The organism is Frondihabitans cladoniiphilus (assembly GCF_039544345.1).
Taxonomy (GTDB): Bacteria; Actinomycetota; Actinomycetes; order Actinomycetales; family Microbacteriaceae; genus Frondihabitans; species Frondihabitans cladoniiphilus.
The window spans coordinates 838,106-855,358 of the sequence record NZ_BAABLM010000001.1 but is presented as its reverse complement, the minus strand read 5'-3'; the positions used below and the strand labels follow the sequence as shown (position 1 = coordinate 855,358).

The 17,253-nt window shown below is 65.8% G+C and carries 19 protein-coding genes; 13 read left to right on the top strand and 6 right to left on the bottom strand.

Going from position 1 to position 17,253, the window contains the following annotated elements:
• Positions 1 to 26: 26 nt before the first annotated feature.
• Positions 27 to 1,499: an MFS transporter gene (locus ABEA39_RS03970; RefSeq protein WP_345373440.1), complete on the bottom strand. Its 1,473-nt coding sequence runs from the start codon at positions 1,497 to 1,499 to the stop codon at positions 27 to 29.
• Positions 1,500 to 1,606: 107 nt separating this feature from the next.
• Here ABEA39_RS03970 and ABEA39_RS03965 point away from each other — a divergent pair, with 107 nt between their 5' ends.
• The 3 genes from ABEA39_RS03965 to ABEA39_RS03955 all read left to right on the top strand — a co-directional run bounded on the left by ABEA39_RS03965 (position 1,607) and on the right by ABEA39_RS03955 (position 3,544).
• Positions 1,607 to 2,152 carry a MarR family winged helix-turn-helix transcriptional regulator gene (locus tag ABEA39_RS03965; protein ID WP_345373438.1) on the top strand — a complete coding sequence of 182 codons (546 nt, stop codon included), beginning with the start codon at positions 1,607 to 1,609 and terminating at the stop codon, positions 2,150 to 2,152.
• Positions 2,149 to 3,048: an NmrA family NAD(P)-binding protein gene (locus ABEA39_RS03960; RefSeq protein WP_345373436.1), complete on the top strand. Its 900-nt coding sequence runs from the start codon at positions 2,149 to 2,151 to the stop codon at positions 3,046 to 3,048. The genes ABEA39_RS03965 and ABEA39_RS03960 overlap by 4 nt, the downstream gene beginning before the upstream one ends.
• A 211-nt stretch (positions 3,049 to 3,259) precedes the next feature.
• Positions 3,260 to 3,544: a putative quinol monooxygenase gene (locus ABEA39_RS03955; protein ID WP_345373434.1), complete on the top strand. Its 285-nt coding sequence runs from the start codon at positions 3,260 to 3,262 to the stop codon at positions 3,542 to 3,544.
• A 1,456-nt stretch (positions 3,545 to 5,000) separates the two neighbouring features.
• Here the strand turns inward: ABEA39_RS03955 and ABEA39_RS03950 are convergent.
• Entirely contained in the window at positions 5,001 to 5,648 is a 648-nt protein-coding gene (locus tag ABEA39_RS03950; RefSeq protein ID WP_345373432.1) for a TetR/AcrR family transcriptional regulator, read from the bottom strand.
• Positions 5,649 to 5,738: 90 nt separating this feature from the next.
• On the opposite strand from ABEA39_RS03950, the gene ABEA39_RS03945 reads away from it, so the two are divergent.
• Complete coding sequence (locus ABEA39_RS03945) at positions 5,739 to 6,512, top strand: SDR family oxidoreductase (RefSeq protein ID WP_345373430.1); 774 nt, start codon at positions 5,739 to 5,741, stop codon at positions 6,510 to 6,512.
• Positions 6,513 to 6,522: 10 nt separating this feature from the next.
• Positions 6,523 to 7,257 (top strand): SDR family oxidoreductase, encoded by a 735-nt coding sequence (locus ABEA39_RS03940; protein ID WP_345373428.1) that lies wholly within the window; start codon positions 6,523 to 6,525, stop codon positions 7,255 to 7,257.
• A 365-nt stretch (positions 7,258 to 7,622) separates the two neighbouring features.
• Here the strand turns inward: ABEA39_RS03940 and ABEA39_RS03935 are convergent, their stop codons facing one another.
• Together ABEA39_RS03935 and ABEA39_RS03930 are read right to left on the bottom strand one after the other, a co-directional pair.
• Positions 7,623 to 9,116 carry a carboxylesterase/lipase family protein gene (locus ABEA39_RS03935; RefSeq protein ID WP_345373426.1) on the bottom strand — a complete coding sequence of 498 codons (1,494 nt, stop codon included), beginning with the start codon at positions 9,114 to 9,116 and terminating at the stop codon, positions 7,623 to 7,625.
• 428 nt (positions 9,117 to 9,544) lie between these two features.
• Positions 9,545 to 10,054, bottom strand: a complete 510-nt coding sequence (locus ABEA39_RS03930; protein ID WP_345373424.1) for a MarR family winged helix-turn-helix transcriptional regulator — start codon at positions 10,052 to 10,054, stop codon at positions 9,545 to 9,547.
• A 50-nt stretch (positions 10,055 to 10,104) separates the two neighbouring features.
• On the opposite strand from ABEA39_RS03930, the gene ABEA39_RS03925 reads away from it, so the two are divergent.
• The 7 genes from ABEA39_RS03925 to ABEA39_RS03895 all read left to right on the top strand — a co-directional run bounded on the left by ABEA39_RS03925 (position 10,105) and on the right by ABEA39_RS03895 (position 14,607).
• Positions 10,105 to 10,536 carry an organic hydroperoxide resistance protein gene (locus ABEA39_RS03925; RefSeq protein WP_345373422.1) on the top strand — a complete coding sequence of 144 codons (432 nt, stop codon included), beginning with the start codon at positions 10,105 to 10,107 and terminating at the stop codon, positions 10,534 to 10,536.
• Between the two features lie 172 nt (positions 10,537 to 10,708).
• Positions 10,709 to 10,990 (top strand): hypothetical protein, encoded by a 282-nt coding sequence (locus ABEA39_RS03920; protein WP_345373420.1) that lies wholly within the window; start codon positions 10,709 to 10,711, stop codon positions 10,988 to 10,990.
• Positions 10,991 to 11,087: 97 nt separating this feature from the next.
• Entirely contained in the window at positions 11,088 to 12,044 is a 957-nt protein-coding gene (locus ABEA39_RS03915) for an amidohydrolase family protein (RefSeq protein WP_345373419.1), read from the top strand.
• Between the two features lie 179 nt (positions 12,045 to 12,223).
• Entirely contained in the window at positions 12,224 to 12,739 is a 516-nt protein-coding gene (locus ABEA39_RS03910; RefSeq protein ID WP_345373417.1) for a DUF5063 domain-containing protein, read from the top strand.
• 120 nt (positions 12,740 to 12,859) lie between these two features.
• Positions 12,860 to 13,474, top strand: coding sequence for an HAD-IA family hydrolase (locus ABEA39_RS03905; protein ID WP_345373415.1), 615 nt, complete (start codon positions 12,860 to 12,862; stop codon positions 13,472 to 13,474).
• A 425-nt stretch (positions 13,475 to 13,899) separates the two neighbouring features.
• Positions 13,900 to 14,127 carry a hypothetical protein gene (locus ABEA39_RS03900; protein WP_345373413.1) on the top strand — a complete coding sequence of 76 codons (228 nt, stop codon included), beginning with the start codon at positions 13,900 to 13,902 and terminating at the stop codon, positions 14,125 to 14,127.
• 48 nt (positions 14,128 to 14,175) lie between these two features.
• On the top strand, positions 14,176 to 14,607 hold the full coding sequence (locus tag ABEA39_RS03895; protein ID WP_345373411.1) for a hypothetical protein: 432 nt from the start codon (positions 14,176 to 14,178) through the stop codon (positions 14,605 to 14,607).
• 62 nt (positions 14,608 to 14,669) lie between these two features.
• On the opposite strand, the gene ABEA39_RS03890 is transcribed toward ABEA39_RS03895, so the two are convergent.
• The gene (locus ABEA39_RS03890; protein ID WP_345373940.1) at positions 14,670 to 15,041 is read right to left on the bottom strand and encodes a GNAT family N-acetyltransferase; all 372 of its coding nucleotides are present in this window, start codon (positions 15,039 to 15,041) and stop codon (positions 14,670 to 14,672) included.
• A gap of 464 nt (positions 15,042 to 15,505) precedes the next feature.
• Here ABEA39_RS03890 and ABEA39_RS03885 point away from each other — a divergent pair, with 464 nt between their 5' ends.
• Positions 15,506 to 15,889 carry a GNAT family N-acetyltransferase gene (locus ABEA39_RS03885; protein ID WP_345373409.1) on the top strand — a complete coding sequence of 128 codons (384 nt, stop codon included), beginning with the start codon at positions 15,506 to 15,508 and terminating at the stop codon, positions 15,887 to 15,889.
• Between the two features lie 260 nt (positions 15,890 to 16,149).
• On the opposite strand, the gene ABEA39_RS03880 is transcribed toward ABEA39_RS03885, so the two are convergent.
• The gene (locus tag ABEA39_RS03880; RefSeq protein ID WP_345373407.1) at positions 16,150 to 17,064 is read right to left on the bottom strand and encodes a hypothetical protein; all 915 of its coding nucleotides are present in this window, start codon (positions 17,062 to 17,064) and stop codon (positions 16,150 to 16,152) included.
• Positions 17,065 to 17,253: the final 189 nt, after the last annotated feature.

Sequence of the window (17,253 nt, the reverse complement as noted above, 5' to 3'; positions counted from 1 at the left end):
AGGGTTCCTGTTCTGGTGGGGATGGGTCAGGCGCGGGCGGACGCGGAGTGGTCCGCGTTCTCGACAGCCTCGTGAGAGGTGGCTGCCCGAGGGATGAGCAGGCCGGTGAGGACAGCCGCGCCGAGGAAGACGATCGCAGCGACGAGGAACGCTCGGTCGTAGCCGGCGACGGCGGCGATCGCCGCACCTCGCTGTGCCGCCGCACTCGTCGCCTGGACGGCGAAGGTGCTGAGAAGAGCCGTGCCGAGGGCGCCGAAGATCTGCTGCCCGGCATTCGCGAGGGCCGAGGCGACGCCCGCGTCGTCCGGGCGCACCCCGGCCGTGGCGGAGTTGAAACCCGCGCCGAAGACGAGGCCCATGCCCAGACCGAGCATGATCAGGGCGGGGAGGACCACTGTGGCGTAGCCGCTCGAGGTCGTCAGGGTGGAGAGCCAGAAGAGGCCGGCCGCGCCGAACAGGGCGCCGAGCGAGATCGGGATGCGGGGTCCGTGACGGCGGAGAAGGGGCGGGGCGATGGCGATCGAGACGAACGTGATCGCCCCGATCATGGGCAGGAACGCGACCCCGGTGACCAGGGGGGTGAACCCCTTGGTCGTCTGGAGATAGAAGGTGAGGAAGAGGAACACGGCGAATATGCCGAGGGCGGATAGCGCGACGCCGAGAAGGGACCCGCCCCTGTAGCGATCGAGGACGATCCGCAACGGGAGGAGCGGGTGCTTCACGCGACGCTGGATCGACACGAACAGCAGAAGTGCTGCCAGACCCGTGGCGAGGAGGGTGATGGTCGACGCAGCCGACCAGCCTGAGCTGTTCGCGCGGGTGAAGCCGAGAACGAGGAGGACGGTGCCGGCGACGACGGTGACGGTGCCTGGAATGTCGAGCTTCACGCGAGGACTGCCCGCGGTGGCCGGAATCAGGAAGATCGCGCCGATGATGGCGATGGCGGCGAGCGGAACGTTGACCCACAGGCACCATGCCCAGCTCCAGTACTCGGTCAACGCTCCGCCGAGCAGCAGTCCGACGGCGGCGCCCGTCCCGGAGACCGACCCGAAGACGCCGAAGGCGCGGGTTCGCTCGGCAGGCTCGTGGAAGACGATCGTCAACAGCGAGAGCGCGGCCGGGGCGAGAAGGGCACCGAACGCGCCCTGGGCGGCGCGGGCGCTGATCAGAACGCCGAACGTTCCGGCCGCCCCGCCGACGGCCGAGGCGGCTGCAAAGCCGAACAGCCCGATGATGAGGACCCGCTTCTGACCCCATCTGTCAGAGATGCGGCCACCCAGCAGGAGCAGCCCGCCGAAGCTCAGAGCGTAAGCCGTCACGACCCACTGACGGTCGTCCGAACTGAAGCCGAGGGCCGCCTGAGCACGCGGAAGGGCGATGTTGACGATGGTGGAGTCGAGCACCACCATCAACTGCGCCAGCGACAGGACGGCGAGGATCCACCATCGACTCGGGGATCGATGCCCGGCGCCTGCCGGGGAGGACAGAAGGGTCGTCATGGTGCTCCTTGGTCTCAGGGAAGTCGTGGGTCTCAGGGAAGTCGTGCAACGTTCCCGTGACCATATCATCCCACTTTGGGACGATCCTTCTCTGGTACGGTTTGTTCATGATCGAAAAAACGAGGATCGTCGACACGGGCGGCATCGATTGGGGCTCTGGCGGCATCGAGACCCAGCTGGGTTGGTCGCTGCACGCCATGTACCAGGGCTTCTCCCGGGCAGCGACCGAGGCTGTGGCGTCACTGCCCGGCGGTGCCCGTGGTTACCAGGTCCTCATCGCGGCGACCACGGAAGAGATCTCCTCCCAGCTCGCTCTCGCTCACCGGCTCGGTATCGACAAGAACGCGATGACGATCGTCGTCGACGCCCTCGAGCAGGCAGGGCTCGTCGAGAGGCGACCCGACCCGCAGGATCGCCGCGTCCGACAAGTCCTCGCCACCGCTGAAGGCCGGAACGTCATTCACAAGGCGCGCGCCGCTCTCGGCACCGTCGAAGACGCTCTCATGCGCGACCTCTCCTCCGACGAGCAGATCCTGCTTCGTCGCCTCCTCGCGCGGGTCGCCCTCGGAGTTCCCGACCTCGCCTCCTGCCTCGCCCCCACCGACACCCCCTCCCCCACCAACACCCCCGCCCCCCGAGAGAAGACACCATGACCACCACCGTTCTCGTCGCCGGCGCCACCGGCGACCTCGGCCAGCGAATCGTCCGCGAGCTCCTCGATCTCGACACCCGCCTCCGAGTGCTCACGCGTCCCGGGAGCTCCGCTGCGGCGGACCTCTTCGGCGGCGAGGAGCGCATCGAGGTCGTCACGGCCGCCTACACGAGCAGCCGGGAGCTCGTCGAGGCCGTCGCGGGTGTCGACGTCGTCGTCTCGGCGGTCAGTGGAACCCGGCCCGTCATCGTGGATGCTCAGCGGGCGCTCCTCGCAGCAGCCGTGCAGGCGGGGGTTCCCCGCTTCATCCCCTCCGACTACTCGTCGGACTACCGCAGCATCGCCCGGGGCAGCAACCGCAATTTCGAACTGCGACGAGAGTTCGCGGCCGACGTCGACGCGGCAGACATCCGAGCCACGAGCATCCTCGGTGGCGCATTCGCCGACATGCTCACGGGTGAGGCGCCGGTGATCCTCTTCGATCGCCATCGCGTGCTCTACTGGTCGTCGCCCGACCAGGTCCTTGACTTCACGACCAAAGACGACGTCGCGCGGGTGACGGCCCTCGTGGCGGTCGACGAAGGGGCGCCCCGAGTGGTCGAGATCGCCGGCGACCGGGTGACGGCCCGCGACCTCGCGGCATCGATGACGGAGATCACCGGAACGCCGTTCAAGCTGCAGTGGTCGGGGACGACCGGAACCCTCGCCGCGATGAGCAAGGTCGCACGGAGATTCTCGAAATCCGACGACACCTTTCCGGCTTGGCAGGGCATGCAGTACCTCGTCAGCATGTACTCCGGACAGGCGCAGCTGCGCCACGTCGACAATGCCCGGTTCGGTGACGATCACGTCTGGACCACCACGCGCGACGTCCTGGCCGAGTACCTGAGCAGGTAGCTGAGGCGCGTTCCGGATTCGCAGAGACCTCTCGGCGACCAGGATCATCTCGCTGAATCCCTCTGCGTACGAAGCGGGGCACCTTCCCGAAAGTCGGGTGGGTGCCCCGCTCGGGCTCGCTCAGTGGAATAGCTGCGGCGTGAGACGGCTCAGCTCGAGGCACCGAGGGCGTTCTCAAGCGGTATCGCCACATGCGCCATACGGTAGCCGGATGAACGAAATACACCTCACCGGACTGCTCGTCTGCACTACCGAGGAGGAGCGAACGGCCGTCGAGCGTCACCTGCCTGACCACGTCGAGCTCACTCGGGACGAGCCCGGGTGCGTTTCTTTCGACGTCGTCCCGACCGACGACCCATTGGTCTGGTCCGTCGAGGAACGATTCGTAGACCAGGCGGTGTTCGAGCTGCACCAGAGGCGAGTCTCGAGCAGCGTCTGGGGTCGAGCTACGGCAGGGATCGAACGTCGCTACTCCATTGACGACCCTCATCTCTGAGTCGGCGGCATCGACATTGCGAAGCGCGGATACGGTCCGGCCCGGGCGGTCTGAAGCCGCTGGCGCGCACGGCGCGCTACCGGTCGGTCTGACAGAGACCCTGGTTACGGCTTGCCTGGGCAGCAACCGTCGCCACACCAGGAGCGTGAGCGTGCTGGTAAATGAATCAGAGGCGATGCAAGATTGGCTCATGAGACGTCACTCCCCTCGCTTCTGGCATGGGTAAGCATGTGGGCGTCGCCGGTAAGCCCTCCAGCCCGGCTGGTGACTCGGTGCCTTGGGCAACCGACGCCGTTCATGTGGGCCCGGGAGCGCCCTACAGTCCCTACAGCGGAATTCTCGGTTCGATTCCGTTCGTGATACTGGGTCTATTTCTTTTCACTAAGACCGACTCAACGGTGTGGTTGGCAATTCTGCTTCTCTTCCTCTTCGGCGGCGGCGGCATCTTCATCGCAGTCATGAGCGCGAGGCGTATTCGGCCTTGGCACCGAGCGCGCCGTGCCGCTAAGACCTACATTGCCGAGCATGGCGGCTCGATGCCACGCCGCCTGCGAATCCTCGGCTGAGCCGGATGTGACTTGGTGCTCTCGGATCGTCAGGGGTGTCCGGTGTGGAGGTACACGTGAGCCATTGGACCAAAAAGAGCGGTCCTGAACTGGCTCGGAGGCCGAGACGAAGTGAATCGACGCGCCATTGCTGCGGACAATTCGGAAGAGACGGGACACTGAATCCATGACCGATCCGGCCGCCTTTTCGGCTCGAGCAGTGCAGCGTCGCCTTCGAGAGATCGAGTGCGCCGCCCGCACTCATCCATGGGACGAACACGTATATCCGGGCGGTTGGGCCCATGACCACTGTGGTGAGTGTCAATACGAGCTCGAGCATGGAGAAGCTCCTCCGGGGCAGACCCTGTGTCGCCGCGTCGTCCCTGACGAGCTGCTCTCACGCCCAACGGCTCAGGAGCTGGAACGGGCCGCACCCTTGCGTCGAAAGGTCATCCTGAGGCTTGCAGGGCTCCTCAACGCATTTGTTGGCCTGTGGTCGTGAGCATCGAACGTGACCTTTCCGGGCAAATGCTGCTAAAACGGGCGCGGGCACGCGCTTCACGAGTCCTTGCTCTGACTCGCGTCAGCAGGCCTCGACGTACGCTCGAAGGCGATAGGTCCGAGCTGAGGGTCGAAAGTTGAGACATTACGAAGAGCGTTTGTCGCGCCTTCATCGTTCTCTCGCGAGACTTCGACTCCACGGAGAAGGCGTCGGCTACGCGTATTTTGAAGTCGACCTCTGGACTCACTGAAGTCGACTGGGTTTCAGACCCCGTCGAGTTCGCGGCGATCCTGCCGGTATTTCGCTGACGCAGCTTCCGCGCGAGCCAGAGGAAACCATCGGGTCGTCGAACGTGCTCCTGATTGCCGGCGTGGTCGGTGCGAGCACACGCACACGCTGAGGCTCCGGATCAGAGCCCGCTGCCCGGTCGATCTCCGAAGGCCCACGCGATGATCCCGTCGACGATCTCGTACTGCCAGGCCCGTGTCACCGGTTCGTGGCTGACGAGGAGCCGGTAGAGGAGCATCGAGGGGAGAACGAGGGCGAGCGTCTTCAGGTCGACGGAGGGCGAGATCTCGCCTCGAGCGCGAGCTCGTTCGAGCGCGGTTCGGATGCCGACGACCCGCGGCTCGATCACGGCGTCCACGACCACTTGTCGGAGCTTCGCATCCTCGCGAATGACTGTGAGCAGTCCCGTCAGAAGGCGCGTCTTCTCGTCCGTCGCCTTCGCCGACTCGGAACCGACGATTGCCGACAGATCGTCTCTCAGGCTTCCCGAGTCCGGGCCGACCTGCAGGGGCGCGCCCAGCCCGGATCGAAGGACGGCATCGACGACGAGGACCTGCTTCGTGCCCCAGCGCCGGTAGATACCGGCCTTGCCCGTGCCCGCCCGACTCGCCACCGCCTCCATCGTCATGGCCTCGAAGCCACCGTCGACAAGCAGGTCGAGCGCCGCCGCGAGCACCCTGTCGTCGACGGACGGGTCCCTCCGGCGCCCCGAGCGAGCGGGGTGTTCTGTGGACCGACCGGTGTCGGGGCCTTGCACTTGCGTGGTCACAGAGCGACTGTATCATCGAGACCAGTCGGTTTCGAGACTTGCCAGTCTCTATTCACTCTCCTTCTGAGGCCGGCAAGAGAGGAACTGGACATGGATACGCTCCCTTCGATCGGCACGAGGCTCGACGGCAAGGTGGCCGTCATCGTCGGCGCCGGCGGCGAGATCGCGCGGGCGATCGTCTCGCGATTCCGGGCCGAGGGCGCCACCGTCGTCGGCATCGACCGCCGAGGCGACATCGAGACCGACGCGACGCTCTTCACGGCCGACATGCGCAACGAGGACGCGGTCATCGAGACGATCCGCGCCATTGTCGAGCGCTTCGGCAGGATCGACGTGCTCTACAACAACATCGGCCCCCTCAACCCGGACGACCGCGCTCTGGAGACGAACACCACAGACACCTGGGAGGCCGTCTTCCGCGACCTCGTCCTGCCGGTCGTCCTGACCTGCAAACACGTCGTCCCCCTCATGCGGAGCAACCCCGGCGGCGGGTCGATCATCAACACCGGCTCGTTCCTGGCCGGCCAGGGTTCGGCGACGGCCCAAACCGCCTTCAACGCCGCAAAGGCAGCCGTGACGCAGATCACACAGGATCTCGGTGTCCACCTGGCGCGCGCCGGCGTCCGCGTGAACTCCCTCAGTCTCGGCCCCGTCGACTCGCCCGAGTCACGCGCCATGTTCGAGCGCCTCGGCGCCGATGGAGTCAAAGCCCGCCTGATCCACGTCCCGACCGGCCGATTCGCGACCCCCGCGGAGGTCGCGGGCGCCGCCGCTTTCCTCGCCAGCGACGACGCCGGATACGTCACCGCCTCCAGTTTCCCCGTCAACGGCGGGATCCCCGGCGCCTACACCATCCCGGCCTAGGAAGGACACCATGACCACGAACTCAGCACCCTTCGACGGCGAGAAGGTCGTCATCATCGGCGGGACCTCCGGGTTCGGCCTCGCCACCGCGCAGGCCGCCGCCCGCGAGGGGGCCACCGTCGTCGTGATCTCCCGAGCGCAGACCTCCGTCGACCACGCGCTCGAGCAGCTCCCCGATTCGGCGACCGGTCTCGCCGTCGACGTCCGCGACGAGGTCGCCCTGGGCGCGGCCCTCGACACCGTGGGCGATTTCGACCATCTCGTGTTCACCGCCGGCGATGCGTTCCGCCCGATGCCTGTCGTCGACACCACCATTCAGGATGCGAAAGCGTTCTTCGACGTTCGATTCTGGGGCGCCTACGCCAGTGCCAAATACGGCAGCCCGCACATTCGCCCCGGCGGCTCCATCGTCCTCACAGCCGGAACGGCCGGCCGGCGTCCTTCTGCGGGGAGCGCACTCGGCGCCAGCGTCAGCACCGCGATGGAGGGCCTCACTCGGGCTCTGGCCCTCGAGCTCGCACCCGTGCGCGTGAACCTCGTCATCGCCGGCCTCATCCGCACCCCACTCTGGGACCCGTTCCCCGCGCAGACACGCGAGGCGATCTTCGCGAGCACCGCTGCGCGCATCCCCGCCGGACGAGTCGGCGAGGGCGAGGACATCGCCGCCGCGAACCTCTATCTCATGCACCAGGCCTACGCCACCGGCACCTCGGTCGTCGTCGACGGCGGCAGCCTTCTCGCCTGACGCCGAGCAGACCCACGACGGCGCCGGCCGTGACCACTGTGACCGAGGACCCCGCCACTCGGAGAGATCACACGTCTGCACCTCGATCACCGCGGATGAATTCGGGCGTCGCGCGCGACGACGGTCGCAGGCCTGCAACTCCGGCTCGTCTACCTCCAGGCGAAGGCGGAGATGTGGGATGCACGCGATCGGCACGACGCGGACGCCGAGCTCCGCGCCACCACAGAAGTCATCCACGCAGCAGAACGCATCTCAACGGAAGTCCGAGCATCCCTGTGACCGATTCAGTCAGCACCTCCCCCGCGACCGACACGAGCACGCACGTCTGTGACCTGACCGGGAGGAACTCATCGAGTCCTCCTTCGTCAGGCGCGGATTCTGGCCTTGCGCCGGGATGAGGGCCAGAGGGCGCGCTCGTCCGCACGCTCGTCCTCCGTCAGGTGCGAAGTGACGTCGAAGCGCATGCTGGTCCGCTGCTCGGCCGTGAAGGGCGGCCATCCCGGATCGCCGGTCTTCGCGAAACGCACCCATGCAGCGTGCATCCGCGTGGCGAGCTCCTGGGGGGCGGGGCCACCGAGCATGGCTGCCGCCTCGGGGTCGTCGAGGGTGTCGAACACGAAGGGCAGCTCCATGGCGTGGCAGGCCCCGAGACGGCCGTCGAACGCCCCCGATTTCCAGGCGAACTCGTAGACGTGTGCGTGCGGGTGGAGTCCGGCGAGCCTGAGAGCCGGAATCCGGTAGAAGCCGTCCGTCAGGATCGCTGCGGCCAGAGTCCCCGCCGACACTCCCGGGCGGTTGCGACGATAGCGCCTCACCGTGCCCGGGCGTCGGGCTCCGTAGAGCCAGGCGAAGACGGATGCGATGATCGACGGCATTCGATCGACAGCCCCGCTCGGAACGAAGAAGAGGTTCGCCTCGTCGGAGTTGGTGCCGATGAGCAGGTCGATGTCGTGACCGGCCCCTGCCGCGATGAGGTCCTCGGGGATGCCCGGCAGGATGTCGCCGTCGACGACGGGTTCGAAAGCCATGAGGTTGCGACCGGCCTCGCCCCACAGCGTCGTGAAAGGACGCTTGGTGAGTTCTTCGCCCACTGTGGACGCCCCGGCGAGCACCCGGTCGACGGGAAGCGCCGAGATCGCGGAACGGGTGGGCCTGATGCCCAGGAGGGCGGCCAACCGGGCGGCGACCTTCTTCGCGGACCGAGGGCTGATCACCGAGACGCCGGCTCCGGATTCGGCGATCGCACGGTGGAAGAGTCCCTGCGCACGGGGCATCGCCATTAGTGAGACGACGCTCATGGCACCGGCCGATTCGCCGAAGAGGGTGACCTGCTGCGGATCTCCTCCGAAGGCCGCGATGTTGTCACGCACCCATTCGAGCGCCGCGATCTGGTCGAGCAGACCGAGGTTCGCCACTCCGTCGCCGACCCAGAGGAACCCGTCGGGCCCGAGTCGGTAGTTGATCGTGACGAGGACCACCCCGTCTCGCGCGAACCGCTCACCGTTGTAGACGGAGACCGACCCGGACCCGGTGCTGAACCCGCCGCCATGGATGAAGACCATGACGGGCGCCGCCCCGTCGAGGGTCGGTGTCCAGACATTCAGGTTGAGGTACTCGTCGCCTGGCGCGATCCGGTTCGGAAGGATCTCGTTCATCGGCCCTTCGCCCTGTGGCTGCGGTGCCGTCGGGCCGTACTTCGTGGCATCCCACGGTTCGGGCCACGGGCTGTGCGGAACCGGCGGTTCGAATCGCAGCTTTCCCACCGGGGGTGCGGCGAACGGGATACCGAGGAACTCGAGAATGCCGGTCGGGAGCTCAGCGCCTGTGACGTCGCCGCTCGCGCACGATGCCGTAGTCATGACGTCGGACCCCCTGCACTGGCGTGAATGTCACCGGGAATGAGTAAGGCAACGTCGGGACCGAACGCTTTCGCGGCCTCCCCTTGATAAGCCTCTCCGACCACTGCGGCACTACGAGTCACGTCGATTCCAATCTGCGCTGATGGATGGTGAATCCCAAAATACGTCGAATCCTCGCGATTGACGACGAGCAACTCGACCAGCGTCGCGATCCTGCACTTGCGTGTTCACATCACGAATGTATCATCGAGACCAGCCGGTTTCGAAACCGCTAAGTCTCTATTCACGCTTTTTAGGAAGCCGATGGGAAAGGGCATGAACGTGGATGCAGAACTCCCCTTGGTCGGTGACGCGACGGCAGGGCGGCCGTCATCGTGACGGAATTCCGGGCGCGCACACCACTCGGCCTGAAGCGGATTCGGGTCGGGTTACTGGCCATCACCACCGGCGATGACGCGGAGTTGACGCCTGAGCTTCTGCGCGGAGATGTGGCCCAGCCGGCCGGTCAGCTCATCGTTGAGATCGTTCGTCGCTGTGATCATGGCGCGGCAGAACTTCTCGCCGCGATCCGAGAGGGCGACGAGGGTGGCCCGGGCGTCGTTCGAGTCCGGTTGCGACACCACGTAACCGAGGGCCTCCACCTCGCGCACCATGGCGCCCATCGCCTGGCGGCTCACGCCCGCCTTCCCGGCCAGGACCGTGATCCTGGTGCCTCCGGGCTCGAGTCCAGCGAAGACGGGGATGTGCGACGGGCGGACGTCGGGAAAGCCCCCGGCGACTACCCGGGCCAGTGCCGTCTCGTTGACCGTGCGGGCCGCAGCTTCGAGGAGACGCCCGAGATCCTGCTGCGCGGACTCGGCGAAATCTGCCAGAACGTCATCGCTGATAAGAAACCTCCTTGACAAAATAAGGAAACCTGATTGACTATTGATTGTCAACCTAGTTGCGTATCTGAGTGATCCGCGACGAGCATCCTCAAGGAGTCATTATGTCCGAAGCCCTCTATACCGCCATTGCCACCTCGACCGGTGACGGTCGCGCCGGTGGGCGCGCCGTCTCGTCCGACGGCCTGATCGACTTCACCCTGGCCATTCCCAAGGAGATGGGCGGCCCGGGAGGCGCGACGAACCCCGAGCAGCTGTTCGCGGCCGGCTGGGCCTCCTGCTTCCACTCGTCCCTCAAGGCGGTCGCCGCCATGCAGAAGATCACCTTCACCGATTCGGCCGTCGTGGCCGAGATCAGCGTGCTCCCCACCGAGGCCGGCGGCTTCAGCCTCTCCGCCGCGCTGCACACCGAGTTCGCCGGCATCGACCAGGCCACGGCTGACTCCCTTGTCGCGGCCGCGCACCAGATGTGCCCGTACTCCAACGCGACTCGCGGCAACATCCCCGTCACGATCGATGCGAGCGTCGATGCCTGAGGTCGGCGGCGTTCCCGGCCCCGGCGGTCGGCTTAGCGACATCCACCTCACAGGGCCCCTCGATGAGACGACCACTCTGAGTGCAGAGACCGACGGGATTCGTTCCGTCGTGTTCTTCCTCCGCTCCAGTACGTGCGCGATCTGTCTCGGTCACGCCCGAAACCTCATCGCGATGAAGGCCAGCGGGGAACTCGGAGAGGCCCGTGTTCTCGCGGTCACGCCAGGCGGCGCGCGCGAGGCCGATACGGTGCAGAGCCGACTGCGCTCCGAAGCGCTCTCCGTGTTCGCGTCCGGCGACGGACATGCCGCGGTCGGCCTGGGGAAGTTCCTCACGCTCCAGCACAGCGGCACCTTCGTGCTCGATGCCGACGGGACGATCCTGAGCGCTCGTACGGCGACCATCCCGACGGGCAGCTTCTCGAAAGACGAGGTCAAGGCGGCTCTCGCCGCCTGAGTGCACCTCGAGCCGGACGGGACGGATCCCTTGCGCGATCCGTCCCGTCCGGACTTCCCCGCACACGCCGAAGACGACCGCTCCGGGAGGAGTTCTGATGGCCACGGACATGCACGACCTGATCGACACGCACGCGCACTTCGTCACGGGCGACTACATCGCCGCCGCGACCGAGGCGGGGCACGAGTCACCCGACGGAATGCCGGGGTGGCCCACGTGGGCCCTGCCGACGCAGCTGGCTGAGATGGACCGCCGGGGCATCCGTCGCGCGGTCCTGTCGATCTCCACCCCGGGAGTCCATTTCGGCGACGACGACCGGGCCGGCGAGCTGGCCCGGTCCGTCAACGACGAAGCGGCCGCGATCGTTCGGACGAACCCGAGCCGATTCTCGTTCTTCGCATCCCTCCCGGTACCCGACGTCGACGGCGCGATCCGAGAGGTCCGCCGGACGATGGGCGAGCTGGGCGCGGTAGGCGTTCTGCTGGAATCCAACGCCCACGGCCAGTACCTGGGCGATACCGCGCTCGACCCGCTGTGGGTGGAACTCGACCGTCGGCACGCCGTCGTGTTCGTGCATCCCACCTCCCCGCCCGGGTGGGAACGCACGGCGCTGGGGCGTCCGCGCCCGATGCTGGAGTTCATGTTCGACAGCACCCGGAGCATCGTCGACCTCGTGCTCGCCGGGGTCCTCATCCGCTACCCGAACCTGCGGGTCGTCGTTCCGCACGCCGGAGCCACCCTGCCTTTCCTGTCGGATCGCATCGCGCTGTTCCAGGAGGTGTTCGGCACCGCCGACAACGCCATGCCGTGGCGGGATGCGATGCGTCACCTCTGGTTCGACATGGCCGGCACCCCGTTCCCGACCGGTGTTCCCGTCTTGACCGACATTGCCGGAACCGACCATCTCGTCTACGGCAGCGACTCCTGCTGGACGCCCGCGCGCGGCGTCGACGCTCAGATCGGCTCCATCGACGCCGCTCCGGCGCCGATCGGAGCATCGAATTGGCGCGCGCTCACCACCAGAAATGCCGTCTGCCTGCTCCGTCTCTCCTGAAACCCGATCGTCGCTCACCCGAGCTCGGGTTCACCGTCCGCCCGAGCTCGGCCTGCTGAATCCGTCAACCGAAGTGGGACCCACCAGTGAGCCCAAGCGGGACCCACTTTGCCGACGAGGCAGCCGGGCTTTCGCTTCAACGGTGTGGTTCGAGCCCTCCGCCGCTGCATAGTGATGTTATGGAAATGAAGGAGGCGGCCGAGGCCTATTGCCGGGTCATCGAAGCCGCAAGGGGCGCAGAGCGCTCGACTTTCGCAAACGAGGTTGCGATGAGCTTGTCTGCGGTCGTAGCCGCTGCATATCGACTGCCCGACGTTGATCTCGATTCCTCAACCGTCTTCGTGGGTCCGGGCGAACCCATCTCTCATGCGCGGTGGTTCTCGCGAATGAAAGACATCCAGAGCGTCCTGGAGGATTGGGACAACTACTGGACCACGCACGATGCCTACTACGTCGACGAGACGACTGGCCTGCCAGATTTCTATCTCGGCACTCTCGAGGAGAAGGTGGCGAACTTGTCGCTCGCCGATGATCTCGCCGATATCTGGCGGGACCTGCAGAACGGGCTCGACTCCCTGAGTCGTGGCATGACGTTAAAAGAGGTGACCTGGGATTGGCGATTGACCTTCGGAAGTCATTGGGGTGCGCATGCCACTGAAGCTCTCCGGGCCATCCACCAGCAGGTGACGGATTAGTTCCGAGACCGGGACGAACGACGAGGGCTCGCTTCCGGCCGCGGACGATCTGACTCCAATACCGTCTGTGAGATGTGATGGCGAGCGAAAGAGTTGGGCCGTTCGCGATAGCATCCGCCGATGAAGTGGATTCTTTACGACATCGGCGGTGTCCTCGAGATCGTCGATGACCACGGTTGGCCGCAAAGCTTGCACGAGCGATGGAGTACCCGTCAGGGTCTGACTGTCGATGAGCTGCGAGCTCGGCTGCAGGCGGCCGAACTGCCCGACATGGCTTTGAGAACTGGCGTCGCAGAGGAGTACTGGCGGAAGCTCGGTGCCGCCCTCGACGCCGACGAGCCCGCTACGGCGACAATGCGGAGCGAGTTCTGGGATGCCTACTGCGGTCGGGCGAACACGGAGTTGCTCGCTCACGCCAGGTCGCTTCAAGGTCGCGCCGGCCTCGCCATCTTGTCGAACTCCGGCGATGGCGCACGGGAAGAGGAAGAGCGACGTTTCGCATTCTCCTCGCTCTTCGATCCGATCTGCTACAGCCATGAACAGGGAGTCGCGAAGCCGGACGCAACCGCCTACCTGACCGCTCTGGATCGAATGGGCGCCTCAGCCGAGCATGTCCTCTTCATCGACGACAACGAGGAGCCCGTGCGCGGCGCAGAGGCCTGCGGGATTCGCACCGTTCTCCACCGCGACAACGTGACCACCATCGCTGCGATCGAGACCTTCCTCGCGAGCTGAACCAGCACGGTTCCGCACGTCAGGTGCCGCAGACTAGGGGAACGCTGGAAGTTCGCACGCGCCCCTTGTGATGAAAACCTGTACTGGCCTGAACGGTGGTCGTGATGTCGGCATCCCCGGTTCGGGCGTTAGTGTCCGTGATGACGACGGCGCCGGCGATGCTCTGCAGCACGCGGCATTGCCGAGCATGGCGGCTCGATGCCACGCCGCCTGCGAATCTTCGGCTGAACCGGGGACGACTCGGTGGCCTCGGATTGCCAGCGTGTCCGCAAAAGAAGCGCCCGCAAGCATGACGCAGCCGAGCTCGGCGTTCTCGATCGGCACACCAGCGGGCTGTCCGTTCCTGTGCGACCGTTGCCTCAGGCGGACAAATCCCGTCTCCTGCCTTTCAGCCGTTCTCCCTCAAGGCGGTCCAAGATCGAGGTGTGAGAAACCAGAAGGAAAGGCCCTCGGATCGTTCTCAAGAGCAGCTGACCGGCGGTGCTGCCATCGGTGTGGGAATCTTCTCCCTAGCGTTCGGCGCTTTCGGCTGGGTTCAAGTCGCCGCCGGAGTCTCCGAACCAGCGAGGTCCTACGGCGAAGCACTGCTGGGCACAATCCTCGGGCTTTTTCTCCTGATTTACGGGATGGTCAGGACTTTCCGAAAGAAGTGAACGCGAGCGCTTCCCCTGTACATCGCGCCACTACTCTTTCCTGACACCATGACTTCGCACGTGATCCGAGAGCTCACGGAGCAACTCGCCTCCGTGGCCGATGTCAGCAGTTCCGGCCCTGACTATGTGTTCGAACCCAAGAACGGCGTCGATACCGCTCTTGAGCTTTTCGGCTACGACGGCGAATGGTTCCTCTTCGCCGGCGGCATCGTCCGAATTGAGCCAGATCATTCGAACAGCTCCGACGCGGACCTGGAAGCCAAGACGGTCGCTTGGGCACTCGCCACCGGAGGTGCGGGCAGATACCGCCTCGGGTTCCGCAGACGCTGGATCCTCGGTGACCACGCCGCCATCGCACGCCGGCTGAGGCCGGGACGGGAACCCAGACTTCTCGAGTCGCGAAGCCCCTGGGACACGTCAGGTCTGCTGGTCGTGCCGCCGGAACTCACTCCGCTTCAAGACCGCTTCTGCATCCAATGAAGCCTCGCCCACCACTCACGGCTCGGTGACTTCGAGAGCGATTCGCGAATGCCACGGGTGAGCTACACGGGTGCAGTCGCCTGTTGGCCCTTCCACTCTTCAGCGAGCAGGGCGTATCCGACCCCGTCGATCCACCCGAGGTCGCGGTGGAGGGAATCACGCACTCCGTAGAGTTCGCGACGCATTCCGACGCGCTCGGCAAGGCGACACGACGGCTCGTTGGATGCGAACGCGTTCGCCACGACACGGTGAAGTCGAAGATCTTCGAAACACAGCCGCAGTGCTTTCCGCACTGCCTCGGTCGCGTAGCCACGCCCACCCGAGCTCGGGTTCACCGTCCACCCGAGCTCGGCCTGCCGACCGGCGGCCTGGGCGGCTCCTTCGCGCTGCCCCCACGCATCCTCGACTCTGACCATGACGTCGCCGATGACCAGCCCGCCTGATTCGATGACGAGGAGATCGCGGAGGCGCTTCTCGAGGAGGGCATGCCAATCGGCTCGATCCGCGGGATGCCATTAACCCCATCGACTGACCTCCTCGAGCTTCCGGTATCCCCACATGGCATCCTCGTCGGCCATTGTCACTCTGCGCAGGGTGAGTCGCTCTGTTGACAACGGCCACGCCACGCGGTCGAGGGGTGAAGGGGAAGGGTCGACAAAGCCGATCATGCGGCAAGCCTGCCAGCCCTTTCCATCCCCTCGAAATGCGACGTCCGACTCCGACCTTGCAGAGGGGTTCGGCCGAGGGCGAGCTCTACGCTTGTCGCATGACCCGTGTCCGCCTTGCCTAGCAGCGAGACGCAGAGGTCATCGAGGGGATCGAGAACGACGCCGATCAACTTCTCATCCATAGGCTGAAGCCAGCGTCCTGGTCTCCTGCGCCCACGGGAATTGCCCGATTGTGTGAGCCGGGATTTCTTCTCGTCGCGGAACTCGAGCATGGCCCGGTCGCGGGCTTTGTGCACGTCTTGGAGGTCGGCGGTATCTGCCACCTGGAGCAACTGTCTGTCGCGCCCGAGCACGCTCGGCAGGGCTTGGGCCGGTTGCTCGTAGAGGCCGCTAAGCAACGAGCTCGAGAGCTCGGCTATTCTCAAATTTCGCTCCGCACCTACGCTGATGTTCCGTGGAATGCTCCCTTCTACGGGACTGCCGGCTTCGCGGAGGATCAGCCGGCGACACCGTTCCACCGGTCGCTGATAGACGTCGAGGCTCGATATGGCCTGAACCGATATGGACGCCGCGTGCAGATGGTCGCACCGCTGGCGCCGCCGCAGGGTCGTTGACTCGGTGAGCGTTCACGGTATGGGCATCTTCCGGGATGACACCTGGGCTATGCGAAGGACGCTCGGTAGATGACGCCCTCGGTGTCATCTCCGAAGGAGACGCCACGAATCGTCGAGGCCCTTCCGATCTCCTCGAATAACGCCAGCTCGGCTTCACGCCCCTGGAAGAGCACGAGGGGCTCGATTGGCCCGGGCCCAGCCTGATTCTTGTTCGCCCCTGTGAAAAAGCCCCCGTCAGACCCCCCGCGGTCGTAAGGGATTCAAGAGCCCCGGGGCACCGGCACGTCCGCCCACAGGACGTCACCCGTTCTGAGCAGCGTGGTCTGGACGAGTCCGTCGACCGACCTGAACATCTCGGGCCACTCGAAGGACGGGTCTGCGAGGTGTCCGACACGGGATCTGCCGAGCCAGACCTCGACCTGGAGGCCATCGTCGGAGAGCCGCAGCAGACCCGTCTCCTGACGCCACCCCACCTCCGTCGCCTGGTGCTCGATGACCGGAATGCGCGACCTCCGCCCCGGCTCCAACACACTGACCGCGACCTGCACACCGAAGAAGTTCTCAGCGCTCGGCTTCGGCTGGCGAGCGAACGTCGTCTCCGGAATGCGTTCCAAGGCCTGGATCAGCTCGCCCGGCTCGGCGACGTCGTAGAAGGCGGTCGAAAGTCGCCAGGTGTTGAGCAGATCGAGGCCCGTGTTCCCGTGGTCCACCCGCGCCCAAGCGAGAAAACGTCCGTCGAACGACACGCTCACATGACGACCGTCGCGAGACGTATGCACCCTGAGAGCGTGAAGAGATAGCCCGGCTCCGCGACCCTGTCCGAGAGGAGCGCTGACGATCGCCCGACGCGTCGTGAGCGTGTACGACGTTCGCTGCTTGATCCACCGCTTCACGAAGAAGCGTCCCACCAGGGTGTAGACGACGGCAAGGTCAACGGCAACAGCGATTGCGATGGCGGTAGTGCCCAGACCCGGAAAGTCGTCGGCGTAGGCAAGGGGCGCCAGGAAGAAGGCAACGAAGGAGATGTACAGGCCGACGAGCGCCGAGAAGACGCTGTACGGGATGAAGAAGAAGTCGGCGGGCGTGAAGATCACGTCGGGGTCAGGGCGGCCCGACCACAGGACGGATTCGCTCGGAGAGAGCTCGACGGCTGTCTCCGCTCGAAAAAATGGCATGGGACCCCCCGTCGGACTCTCGAATAGTAGGGCCGATTCCGGTCGCCGCCCACTCCCCCGAAGGAGAGCCGCGCTCGACCCGTCGCTCGGCGACCGCGGGCGAGATCATCAACTGAGGTCGGGCGCGCCCCCGGCCCGTGCCGCTCGAACACACCCCGGCGGCACGAACACCACGCCTAGGCGGAATGT

What these genes read in the sequence shown, in the direction of transcription:
- ABEA39_RS03895 (WP_345373411.1), top strand. Translation starts at nt 14,176, where the DNA reads ATGACTTCGCACGTGATCCGAGAGCTCACGGAGCAACTCGCCTCCGTG.
- ABEA39_RS03965 (WP_345373438.1), top strand. Translation starts at nt 1,607, where the DNA reads ATGATCGAAAAAACGAGGATCGTCGACACGGGCGGCATCGATTGGGGC.
- ABEA39_RS03935 (WP_345373426.1), bottom strand. Translation starts at nt 9,116, where the DNA reads ATGACTACGGCATCGTGCGCGAGCGGCGACGTCACAGGCGCTGAGCTC.
- ABEA39_RS03960 (WP_345373436.1), top strand. Translation starts at nt 2,149, where the DNA reads ATGACCACCACCGTTCTCGTCGCCGGCGCCACCGGCGACCTCGGCCAG.
- ABEA39_RS03940 (WP_345373428.1), top strand. Translation starts at nt 6,523, where the DNA reads ATGACCACGAACTCAGCACCCTTCGACGGCGAGAAGGTCGTCATCATC.
- ABEA39_RS03905 (WP_345373415.1), top strand. Translation starts at nt 12,860, where the DNA reads ATGAAGTGGATTCTTTACGACATCGGCGGTGTCCTCGAGATCGTCGAT.
- ABEA39_RS03945 (WP_345373430.1), top strand. Translation starts at nt 5,739, where the DNA reads ATGGATACGCTCCCTTCGATCGGCACGAGGCTCGACGGCAAGGTGGCC.
- ABEA39_RS03970 (WP_345373440.1), bottom strand. Translation starts at nt 1,499, where the DNA reads ATGACGACCCTTCTGTCCTCCCCGGCAGGCGCCGGGCATCGATCCCCG.
- ABEA39_RS03925 (WP_345373422.1), top strand. Translation starts at nt 10,105, where the DNA reads ATGTCCGAAGCCCTCTATACCGCCATTGCCACCTCGACCGGTGACGGT.
- ABEA39_RS03880 (WP_345373407.1), bottom strand. Translation starts at nt 17,064, where the DNA reads ATGCCATTTTTTCGAGCGGAGACAGCCGTCGAGCTCTCTCCGAGCGAA.
- ABEA39_RS03910 (WP_345373417.1), top strand. Translation starts at nt 12,224, where the DNA reads ATGGAAATGAAGGAGGCGGCCGAGGCCTATTGCCGGGTCATCGAAGCC.
- ABEA39_RS03920 (WP_345373420.1), top strand. Translation starts at nt 10,709, where the DNA reads ATGAAGGCCAGCGGGGAACTCGGAGAGGCCCGTGTTCTCGCGGTCACG.
- ABEA39_RS03915 (WP_345373419.1), top strand. Translation starts at nt 11,088, where the DNA reads ATGGCCACGGACATGCACGACCTGATCGACACGCACGCGCACTTCGTC.
- ABEA39_RS03955 (WP_345373434.1), top strand. Translation starts at nt 3,260, where the DNA reads ATGAACGAAATACACCTCACCGGACTGCTCGTCTGCACTACCGAGGAG.